9 protein-coding genes are annotated in these 8,994 nt (G+C 32.6%); 7 read left to right on the top strand and 2 right to left on the bottom strand.

Features of this window, described 5'->3' with window-relative positions; translation table 11 throughout:
- Positions 1–69 precede the first annotated feature (69 nt).
- Together DW269_RS11485 and DW269_RS11480 are read right to left on the bottom strand one after the other, a co-directional pair.
- A complete protein-coding gene (locus DW269_RS11485; protein WP_117460051.1) occupies positions 70–1,317 on the bottom strand; it encodes an MFS transporter in 1,248 nt (415 codons plus the stop codon).
- The gene (locus tag DW269_RS11480) at positions 1,289–2,071 is read right to left on the bottom strand and encodes a zinc dependent phospholipase C family protein (RefSeq protein WP_117460049.1); all 783 of its coding nucleotides are present in this window, start codon (positions 2,069–2,071) and stop codon (positions 1,289–1,291) included. The genes DW269_RS11485 and DW269_RS11480 overlap by 29 nt, the downstream gene beginning before the upstream one ends.
- A gap of 249 nt (positions 2,072–2,320) precedes the next feature.
- Between DW269_RS11480 and pckA the strand changes: the two genes are divergently transcribed.
- The 7 genes from pckA (at position 2,321) to DW269_RS11445 (ending at position 8,792) form a co-directional block, all read left to right on the top strand.
- Positions 2,321–3,913, top strand: a complete 1,593-nt coding sequence (gene pckA, locus DW269_RS11475; protein WP_117460047.1) for a phosphoenolpyruvate carboxykinase (ATP) — start codon at positions 2,321–2,323, stop codon at positions 3,911–3,913.
- Positions 3,914–3,945: 32 nt separating this feature from the next.
- Positions 3,946–4,581, top strand: coding sequence for a PolC-type DNA polymerase III (locus DW269_RS11470; RefSeq protein ID WP_117460045.1), 636 nt, complete (start codon positions 3,946–3,948; stop codon positions 4,579–4,581).
- 73 nt (positions 4,582–4,654) lie between these two features.
- Positions 4,655–4,924, top strand: coding sequence for a type II toxin-antitoxin system Phd/YefM family antitoxin (locus tag DW269_RS11465; RefSeq protein ID WP_117460044.1), 270 nt, complete (start codon positions 4,655–4,657; stop codon positions 4,922–4,924).
- Positions 4,896–5,222 (top strand): type II toxin-antitoxin system RelE/ParE family toxin, encoded by a 327-nt coding sequence (locus tag DW269_RS11460; protein ID WP_199410103.1) that lies wholly within the window; start codon positions 4,896–4,898, stop codon positions 5,220–5,222. The genes DW269_RS11465 and DW269_RS11460 overlap by 29 nt, the downstream gene beginning before the upstream one ends.
- A gap of 541 nt (positions 5,223–5,763) precedes the next feature.
- Positions 5,764–7,224, top strand: a complete 1,461-nt coding sequence (locus DW269_RS11455) for a transposase (protein WP_117460040.1) — start codon at positions 5,764–5,766, stop codon at positions 7,222–7,224.
- 279 nt (positions 7,225–7,503) lie between these two features.
- Entirely contained in the window at positions 7,504–7,983 is a 480-nt protein-coding gene (locus tag DW269_RS11450) for an S-ribosylhomocysteine lyase (protein WP_117460038.1), read from the top strand.
- Positions 7,984–8,069: 86 nt separating this feature from the next.
- Complete coding sequence (locus DW269_RS11445) at positions 8,070–8,792, top strand: Type 1 glutamine amidotransferase-like domain-containing protein (protein ID WP_117460036.1); 723 nt, start codon at positions 8,070–8,072, stop codon at positions 8,790–8,792.
- The last annotated feature ends 202 nt before the right edge of the window (positions 8,793–8,994 follow it).

Genomic DNA, 8,994 nt, shown 5'->3' with positions numbered 1-8,994 from the left:
TAAAATAAAAAACTAGAATTATTACTTGAATAACTTCTAGTTCTATAATACGAAAGAGGCGAATGCCTCTTATAATTTTGCGGCTTTTTGGAAGAAGTAGAATCCAATCACAAACATTACTGAAATCATTGCCACGCCATAGTTCATATGTCCTGTAAGCTGTGAAATGAGTCCTACAAGAGTTGTACCCATGAAGGATGCACCCTTACCACAGATATCAAATAAACCAAAGTATTCACCTGATTTATTAGGTGGAATAATCTTCGCAAAATAAGAACGAGATAATGCCTGAATAGCTCCCTGGAACATACCTACAAAAATAGCTAAGATCCAGAATTCCCATTGTTTATCTAACTGAATCGCAAATAAGGCAATACCAGTATAGGCAATAATACATACTTTAATAAGTTTATCTGTTGGGTATTTCTTAGATAAACGTCCAAAGATGAGCGCAAATGGGAAAGCAACAATCTGAGTTACTAATAAGGCAATTAATAATCCATTTGTATTAAGTCCAAGGGCACTGCCATAGGCAGTGGCCATTTCAATGATTGTATAAACACCATCGATATAGAAGAAGAAAGAAATCAAATAGAAGAATACTTTCTTGTCTTCATTTAAAGTAGAAAGAGTATGTCCTAAACGTTTAAAACTATCACGAATAGGATGTTCCTGTTTCTCTACGAAATTTACCTGTTTATAGTTCTTTAAGAGTGGAACTGTCATACCCAACCACCATAATGCATTGATTAAGAAGGCGATTGTCATAGCACCGTTAAATGGAATACCTATTTTTTCATAGAATAAGACAAACACTAAGCTGACTACAAAAGGCACACAGCTTCCAATATAACCCCATGCATATCCTTGAGATGAAACATAGTCCATACGCTTGTCATCTGTAATATCTAAAAGCATGGAATCATAGAAAATCAGACTTGCATTATAACCAATCTTCGCAATAACGAATACACCTAAGAATAAAATCCAAGACTTAGGAACTGAAAAACAGGCTAAGCCCATTACACCTATGATCATACTAATAGTAAAGATTGGTTTCTTATATCCTTTTGTATCCACAATAGAACCAAGCACTGGTCCAATAATAGCGACAATAAGAGTTGTGAAAGAAGATGCATAACCCCAATAAGCTAAATAGTTGACTTCACTGATCTTTGCGAGAGATGCAAGATAGTTAAAGTAAATCGGGATGATAGTAGCAACAAGTAGGATAAAGGCGCTATTACCGACATCATACAATATCCAGTATTTTTCTAGTTTAGTCAATTTATTCATAGTTTCTATTAAACCTTTCATTTAAGTAATCATCATCAAGATGGTCAACATACTCATTAATGAGTGATACAGCTAAAGGTACTGCTTCATCCTTCATTTCTATTAAATGATTGATATCATTGGCAGCATGTTCATCTTTTTCATAGTTAATAAGTAATCCTTTATATTCTTCATACATACCACCTAACTTCATTACACTTAAGACAAAGTTTCTCTTCAATTTAGTAGGAGCAACAAGCCACTTTAAGATAAATAGTAGATCATGTAATGCTTTATCTACTTCTTCTGCCTTTAAATCAAAGAATGGGGCAATGACCAACGCAATTGTATAATCAGGATGAATATGAGTTGTTAAATTGGCAGTTAAAGGATCTTTTCCAATTCTTACAAGTAATTCTCTATCTAATTCAGATTCTAGTAAGCTATGAGTCATAGATAAAGTATTCTCTAATACACCAATTTCAGGATGTAAAGAACTATCTAATGTAAAGTGAGTAATAAATCCAATAGTATAAGCGAGTGCTGCATCTGTGGCATCCTGTTTAATCAGTTCTTTTGCATGTTTAAAAAAAGAATTGGCAGGAAGCTGATGCATTCCAAATCCTAATGATTTTACTGGATTCTTTTTATAGACATCATAATAAAAAAGAATATCTGGACCATGAATCCCAATATGATATAAATCAATATAGGGCATAATCCTCTTCTTGATGCTTTCATTAAGCTGATCTAAAACCTGTTCACCAAAAACATAATGTGTATAACCTGCTGGCATAAAAAAACCTCCTAGAACCTATTATAAGCAAGCATTTCTTAACATATATCAATTTTAGATTACAATTGTGTTAAGATTGTGTATCTTTATTATACAGTAAACATTCTATTTTGTTGAAAATTTCAACCATTTCAAAAAAATAAATACAAAATTTATGCAAAAGACAATAACTGTTAGGAAATAGAGTATGTTAAAAAATTAATTTTATGCTATAATGTGTTATACAGACAAAATGAAAGGGGTTACTTTATGGAAAAGACACTCGAATATGCAGGAATTAAAAACTATACAGGAAAAGCACATTATAATTTATGTCCTGCTAAATTAGTAGAATACGCTTTAAAGCGTAAAGAAGGATTATTAACTGACCAGGGTGCGTTAGTTGTAAAAACAGGAAAATATACTGGTCGTTCACCACATGATAAATTTATTGTAGATACACCAGAGGTACATGAACAGATTGCCTGGGGTGATGTCAATGTTGCCATGAGTGTAGAACACTACAATGCATTAAAAGAAAAAGTACTTGAATATATGAGTGACAAAGAATTATTTGTATTTAAAGGCTTTGCAGGAGCTGATAAGAAATATCGTCGTAAATTCACTGTCATCAATGAACTTGCATGTCAGAACCTTTTTATTCATCAATTATTGATTAGGCCTACAAAAGAAGAATTAGATAATTTTGGTTTAACAGATTATACAATTCTTGTTGCACCAGGGTTCCATTGCATTTCTGAAGTGGATCATACTAACTCAGAAGCAGCTATCATCATTAACTTTACAGAACGTACTGTTATTATTGTAGGTTCACAATATTCAGGAGAAATCAAGAAATCAGTATTCACAATCATGAACTACTGCATGCCTTTACAGGAAAACATTCTCCCTATGCATTGTTCAGCAAATATGGATCCTCGTTCTGGAGAAACAGCTATCTTCTTTGGTTTATCTGGTACAGGTAAAACAACACTTTCTACAGACCCTAATAGAATGTTGATTGGTGATGATGAACACGGATGGAGTGAAGAAGGTATCTTCAACTTTGAAGGTGGATGTTATGCAAAAACAATTAACTTATCTCCTACAGGAGAACCTGATATCTATCGTGCCATCCGTTTTGGTTCAGAACTAGAAAATGTAGTTGTAGATGCAAAAACTAGACAGCCAGATTATGATGATGGTACACTTACAGAAAATACACGTGTCGGTTATCCTATTGAATATATTCAAAATGCTCAGATTCCAGGAGTGGGAGGCGTACCTAAAGTCGTTATCTTCTTAACTGCAGACGCCTTTGGTGTATTACCACCAATTTCTAGGCTTGATCATGATGCTGCAATGTATCAGTTTGTTACTGGATTTACATCTAAAGTTGCAGGTACAGAAAGAGGCATCAGCGAACCACAGCCTACATTCTCTACATTATTTGGAGAACCATTCATGCCTCTAGACCCAGGTATCTATGCACAGCTACTTGGTTCACGTCTAGAAGCTTATGGTACTAAGGTTTATTTAGTGAACACTGGATGGAATGGTGGACCTTATGGTATTGGTTCACGTATGAAACTATCATATACACGTGCTATGGTCACTGCAGCAGTCAATGGATCATTAGATAATGTCATCTATTATTATGATTCACGCTTTAATCTTCATGTTCCTCAATCATGTCCTGGAGTTCCAGAATATGTATTAAACCCTAAGGATACATGGGCTAATAAGGAAGCATATGAAGATATGGCTAATGAACTTGCTATGATGTTTGAAGCAAACTTTAATACTAAGTATCCACATATGCCAGAAAATATTAGAAAAGCAGGACCACATCCTAAGAAATAAAAGCCACTTTATGTGGCTTTTTTGGAGGTTTTATGAGAGAAATAGGTAAGAGTAGAATAGAATATCCAGATACTTATATCGTGGTAGATATAGAAGCAACAGGATTAAATCCTGACACAGAAAGACTTATAGAAGTTGCAGCTATTAAGTATGTCAACCATAAAGAAGTGGCACGCTTTAGTGAACTCATTAACCCTTTAAGAGATCAATTACCTGTAGACTTACTAGATAAGGATAAGACTATCTATATAAGTGATTTTATCGAGAATCTCACTGGCATTTCTAATCGTATGTTACATGATGCAAGAGGAGAAAATGATGTCCTTAAAGAGTATATTAAGTTCATAGGGGATGATATGATCATAGGTCATAATGTCCGTTTTGATATTCGTTTCATCTATGATGCACTTCTAAGAGATTATGGAGTCCTCTTTCAAAATGATTATATTGATACATTGAAGATTGCAAGAAAACTATTACATAAAGATTTGAAACGCTATAGACTCAAGGATCTTGCAGATCATTATCATATTGATTATTCTCATGCACATCGTGCAGTGAATGATTGTGAAATCACGCATGATGTATATGAAATGATGATGGAAGATATCTTCAATAACTTTGGGACAATAGAGAATTATCGAAAGAAGAGAAAGACTAAAAAATAATTAGTAGATGATTCAAATAGATTGATTATGTGTATAATTATGATACAATATTGATATGAAAGAGGTGATGAATATGATTATTAAACCATCAGCTATGTTAAGAAATGATTATTCTTCTATTTCTAAGTTGGCTAAAACGTCAAAAGAACCTATTTATATTACAAAAAACGGTGAAGGTGACGGAGTATTTATGAGTTTAGAGGCATTTGAAAAAAGAGAACAATTGTTAGATTTGCGCTTCAGTGTGTTAGAAGCTGAAGAAGAAAGATTAAGCGGAAAGCCTACAATGAGCATTTCAGAAGCAAGGGAGGCTCTTGCTAGAAGAAGATATGGAAAATTGTAAAATTGAGATTCTTCCTCGTGCCTGGGAGGATCTGACTTCAATAGAAGATTTCTATTATTTAGAATATGGTATTGAAAGTGCTCAAAAAGTGTCAGACTCAATTTTAGAGTCTATTGAAACTCTAGAAGAATTTCCCAATATAGATGTATTTACACCAGATGAACGATTAAATCAATTGGGTTATAGAATGTTTGTCATTAATCAGAAATATGTTGCGATTATTAAACATGTGGATAAAAAAATATATATTTATCGAATTATTAACACAAAAAGGGATTACGATAAGTTATTTTTGTAACGTACTATCGATATATATATTTGATGAAGTATCAAAGAGTCATGGTAATATATATGACTCTTCTTTTGAATAAATATTCCAAAAACTACGCGAAAGCCCGCTCCTTTAGGTTTGGATGAATAACATACAATATAAATAACAAAATAATCAAAAAATAATTTTTTTAAACGCCTATTAATAGGCATTCTAGAAGATGAATCTAACGCATGGAGTTTCTAGCTGTTGTATAATCTTATTAGAAAGCTGATAGAGGTTATAAACAGATGCTAAACAAAGTGCTAATGCTTTAGAAATCTTCTCTTTAGCAGTTCACTTATAGGTATTCTAATAACATTAATGACTTTATTAAATCCTTCAAACACATGAAATAGCTTTATGATATTTTGTGTGATTTTTGCGATTGTTACTAGTATTACCAGATCAAACGTGTAGATAAGACCACTCTCATATATTGTTGAATTGTTTGTTGAAATTAAGTCTAGCAGATCACAGAAAACAATATTAATAGAATAATATACATTTTGAAAGTGAAGTGAATATTATGTCGAACTTTGTTGTTGAATTTCCATTAAAGATAGAAAAATATCAAGAGGATATTTTAAATAAGCGTTTCGAAATTGGCAGACAGATTTATAATTCATTAGTCAACGTGACTCAGAAGCGTTATAAAGAAATGATCAAGACAAAGAAATATAGAGACCTTATGTCTTCTTTGACTGGCAATAAGAAGACAGACAAAGAAATTTGGAAACAGATAAATGATATTCGCAAGCAGTATGGTATGTCAGAGTATTCATTTCATAAGGATGTTAAGAAGATGCAGAAGCATTTTAAAGATAATATTGATTCACTTACTGCTCGAAAGATTGCGGCTGCATTATGGAAATCTTATGAAAAATTCCTCTATGGCAATGGTAAGAAAGTCTATTATAAGAAATATGGCACATTAGATAGTCTTGAAGGAAAATCGAATGGTTCTGGTATCCGTTTCAAAGATGATATGATATTATGGAATGGTCTAGAAATTCCAGTTGTTATTGATTACAGTAATTATTATGAATATCAAGCTATGCAATGCAAAATCTGTTATAACAGAATCGTTAGAAAATTTTTAAGAAACAAGTATAAATATTATGTTCAGATTATTTTCAAAGGAAATCCACCGGTAAAGGTAGATGCTGATACAGGTGAAATAAAGCGTAATATTGGTGAAGGTGACGTTGGTTTAGACATCGGTACTAGAACTATCGCGATTGCAAGTCAATCCGATGTGAAGATATTAGAACTTGCAAACAGAATTCAGAATATTGAAAATCAGAAACGAAGGATTCTTAGAAAAATGGACAGGTCGAAACGTTTTACAAATCCTGATAATTATAATGAAGATGGAACTATTAAGAAACAAGGCAATAAAAGAGTTATATGGAATAAATCAAATCATTACATTAAATACCAGAATGAATTAAAAGAATTATACAGAAAACTAGCAGCTATACGTAGGTATCAGCACGAATGTCTAGCTAATTATATTTTATCTCTTGGTAACAAGGTGTATGTTGAAAAGATGAATTTTGCGGGACTTCAAAAACGTGCTAAAAAGACTGAAAAGAATGATAAAGGCAAGTTTAAGCGAAAGAAACGATTTGGTAAATCTTTAGCTAATAAAGCACCATCAATGCTGTTGACAATAATAAATAGAAAACTAGGTTATTATGGTGAGCAGCTAATAAAAATAGATACTTCTGAAGCAAAAGCAAGTCAGTTTAATCATTTCGATGGAACATATACCAAGAAATCCTTATCACAAAGATGGAATAGTTTTGATGGAGTAAAGATACAGAGAGACCTTTATTCAGCTTTCTTAATAATGAATATTGCAGATGATTTAAAGAGTTTTGATATTGATAAATGTAATGACAGATTTGAAAACTTTTATCGACTGCATAATTTGGAAGTTGAAAGATTAATAGGTAAAAAGAATTTAAGTAGTATATCAATTTAAAAGAGAAATATACAAAAGGTTTTGAGACGAGCCTAATGCCATCGTTAATTCATTCAATAGAATGATTGATAGTGAAAGTCTTATAGAAACTCATTAGTCTCATATGCTTTCGAGTATATTTGGAAGTGAATGTATATAAGAACTCAACGTGCTTTAGCCGTTGGAGTATCAGAAAAGTCACACCAACTGATATTATGGTATATAATTGGTATTCAATGCTGATGATAGTATCAGGATTGGTATTTATACTAATTGGAGATAGAAAGGAAAAGAACTAACATGAACAAAATCGCAAGCTTTACAGTGAATCATTTAACTTTATTACCAGGTATTTATGTATCTAGAAAAGATAAGGTAGGGGAAGAAGTTATCACTACTTTTGATATTCGTATGACAGCACCTAACAGAGAACCTGTTATTAATACAGCTGAACTCCATACAATGGAACATTTGGGTGCTACTTTCTTAAGAAATCATAAGGAATTGGCTGAAAAAGTTATTTACTTTGGTCCTATGGGATGTCGTACAGGATTCTATATGATTCTTGCAGGAGATCTAGAATCTAAGGATGTTGTAGACTTAGTGACTGAAATGTTTACTTTCATGGCTGAATTTGAAGGTGATGTTCCAGGTGCTGCAGCAAGAGATTGTGGTAACTATCTTGATATGAACTTACCTCTTACTAAGATTGTTGCGAAAAGATTCTTAGATAATACTCTTAAGAATATTACAGAAGAACATTTAGTATATCCAGACTAAGACTTCCCTGGAAGTCTTTTTACCTGTACGTACATATATTGATTAATTACTTACTTGTATGTATACTAATAAAGAGAGGTATCATTATGCATTTATTTCTGACAAGCTCAAACTTAACATTAAATGGTCAATATATTAATGAAGAGAATGGTTTCCGTTCTCTTCTTTTTGATGTTCTTCCACATCATATTCGTTGTCTTTATATAGCGTCTGATCCAATTGATACGACTCATAATGATGAATGGGGAAACTACCAAAAGAAAGCCTTGATGAATAGTCATTTCTTAGTAGATATATTTACTATCCTGGATGATCGAAACAAAGAGAAGACAGAAGAACTAGTGAAAGAATCAGATCTTATCATACTTGGAGGAGGACATGTGCCTACTCAAAACAAGTTCTTTAGAGAAATCCACTTAAAGAAGTATTTAAAGGAGTATGAAGGTGTGATAGTAGGTGTCAGTGCCGGTTCTATGAACTGTGCAAAGACTGTATACGCCATGCCTGAACTTCCGGGAGAATATCTTGATAAGAAGTATCAAAGATATCTTCCGGGGTTAGAACTCACCCAAACAATGATCATTCCTCACTATAATGAAATACATGATGATTGTTTGGATGGTGTTCAGATATTCAAAGATATAGCTTATCCTGATAGTGCCAAAAGAACATTTATAGTATTAGTGGATGGTAGCTTTATACATATTCATGAAGGAAAAGAAGTCATTTATGGGTTATCTTATAAAATAGAAAAAGGAAAACAAACACTTATACAAGAAAAAGGTTGTATGTTCACATTGGATTCATAAAGAGGGGTTATATTATAAATGTATTAAGAAACTCCCTTAAAAAATATCTTAATACACAAGAGCAAAAGAAAATTGTTTTTAACTCTCCCCTTAAAACATAATTGTATACAAGAAGGACGTTTCAATGCGAAACGTCTTTTTTGTAGTGTGCCGGGCATGGCACTAATTCAGTCGGAGATAAACCGACCACAGGTATTTACCG

This window comes from Catenibacterium sp. AM22-6LB, from assembly GCF_003435615.1.
Taxonomy (GTDB): Bacteria; Bacillota_I; Bacilli_A; order Erysipelotrichales; family Coprobacillaceae; genus Catenibacterium; species Catenibacterium mitsuoka_A.
The sequence above is the reverse complement of the archived record's forward strand: the minus strand, read 5'-3'. Positions and strand labels throughout refer to the sequence as shown.